The following is a 1829-nucleotide window of genomic DNA, read 5'->3' as shown; positions in this document are numbered from 1 at the left end:
CGTCAGGACAGCTCCAAACGTCCGCACATGCCGGTGTCCGCGCGCGTTGCTTTGCGAGGCTGCTTCATCTCGTGTGAACTGCCACGATCTCCGCCCACACCGCACGGCCGTAATGACCGGCGCTGTCTCGGTGCAGGATCCGTATCGGACAAGATGATCAACTTGGGGTAGGGGGTCCTGAACAGCCGCAAGTAATGTTCGTTAACCGTTCGGCTTACGAGACTGTCGTTGTGTGCGCTGTCGGACCAGGATCCGACGATCGGCAGGCCAGCCGAAGTTCAATGACGAAGGGTGGACGTCATGGATGTGCAGTTCATTACCAGCGTCGCAGTGATCACTCCTGACCCGAGCGCCAGCCGGAGGTTGTACGTGGACGCGCTTGGATTGCCGCTGACTTCGGAAGGTGATGGCTACTTGCACAGCGAAGACATCGACGGTTGCAAGTCGTTCGGGGTCTGGCCGCTGACTCAGGCGGCGCAGGCCTGCTTCGGCACGCCTGACTGGCCAGTGGAGCGGCCGGTGCCGCAGGCGAGCGTCGAGTTCGAGGTCGAGGACCCTGTCGCCGTCCAGATCGCTGCGGATGAGTTGAAAGAGAAGGGCTTCACGTTGCTACACGACGCACGTACCGAGCCATGGGGACAGACCGTCGCTCGACTGCAGTCCAGCGAGGGAGCGATCATCGGCCTCTCATTCGCGCCCTCTATGCACCCGTAGCGAGAAAGAACAGATGCCCGAAAGCCGATCCCCACTTTTGGCTTGGCGGTCGCGGGGTGAAGTGGGTATGGCGGCCCCAGTCGCTGTCGGCGACCGCTGCGCCGTAGCGGGCCGACCCATTGTCTCGGGAGGTGCGCCATGGCGACGCTTCTCATTGGTTATGCGCGCTGTTCTACTGACCAGCAGGATCTCACCGCACAGCGAGACGGTCTGATCGGGCTGGGTGTGCCGGCCAACCGCATCTACGTCGACCACGGACTAACCGGCACCACCCGGGAGCGCCCGGGGCTGCGGGAAGCACTCGCGGCGTGCCGGGACGTGACACCCTGGTGGTGACCAAGCTGGATCGGCTGGCCCGGTCCCTGTCAGATGCCCGGGCCATCGCCGACGAACTGACCGCCCGGCATGTCCGGCTCAGCTTGGGCGCGTCGGTGTATGACCCCCACGATGCGGTGGGCAGGTTGCTGTTCAACGTCCTGGCCATGGTCGCGGAGTTCGAGGCCGACCTCATCCGGCGGACCAAGGAGGGGATGAGAGTCGCCAAGGCCAAGGGCCGCTTGCGGGGGCCGCCGCGGTCACGGCCGCTGGGTAGCTAGGTCAGCCCAGCGAAAACGCTCATCCCATCTCCCGCGACTGTGCTCCCGACCGCCGCCCGCCGGGATCGTTCGCAGCAACCTGCGCCCGACCACCCAGGGCCGCAGACGCCGACTACACCGCCACGCAGCTCTGTGGCGGGGGGCCCTGACATACAACCGTGACGTCCCGCGGTGCGACAGTGCAGGCGGCCGGAGTTCACTAGCCTGATCGCGGACATCGACGGAGAGCACCGGACCCGTCCACCCTCGACGCGCCCGACCGTCCGTGCTTCTGATCCGAAGGGGCTGGGGGCTCGGTGAGGGGCCTCCGTCGCGCTCGCGCGCACTCGGCGGCCTGCACGGGGTCAACGAGTGCGACCGGTGGGATGCTGCCGAGCATGGGCGACTACGTAGCGATCAACAAGGCCATGTGGGACGAGCGGGCCCCGGCTCATGCCGCGTCCGCAGACTACGGGTTCGATCGGTTCATCAGTGATCCTCTGTACTTGAGTGGCGTGATCCGCTTCGACTGTCCACGGC

General features: G+C 65.7%; 1 protein-coding gene and 1 pseudogene. Both read left to right on the top strand.

The window, feature by feature from the left end:
• Nucleotides 1-300: 300 nt before the first annotated feature.
• The gene (locus WAN71_RS20985) at nucleotides 301-714 is read left to right on the top strand and encodes a VOC family protein (protein ID WP_422227175.1); all 414 of its coding nucleotides are present in this window, start codon (nucleotides 301-303) and stop codon (nucleotides 712-714) included.
• 138 nt (nucleotides 715-852) lie between these two features.
• Nucleotides 853-1280: pseudogene (locus WAN71_RS20980) on the top strand (recombinase family protein); the annotation flags it as partial.
• Between the last annotated feature and the right edge of the window lie 549 nt (nucleotides 1281-1829).

Source organism: Mycobacterium sp. (assembly GCF_049280035.1).
In the GTDB taxonomy this organism is placed as follows: domain Bacteria; phylum Actinomycetota; class Actinomycetes; order Mycobacteriales; family Mycobacteriaceae; genus Mycobacterium.
Note: the sequence above shows the minus strand (reverse complement) of the source record. Positions and strands in the feature narration are given on the sequence as shown.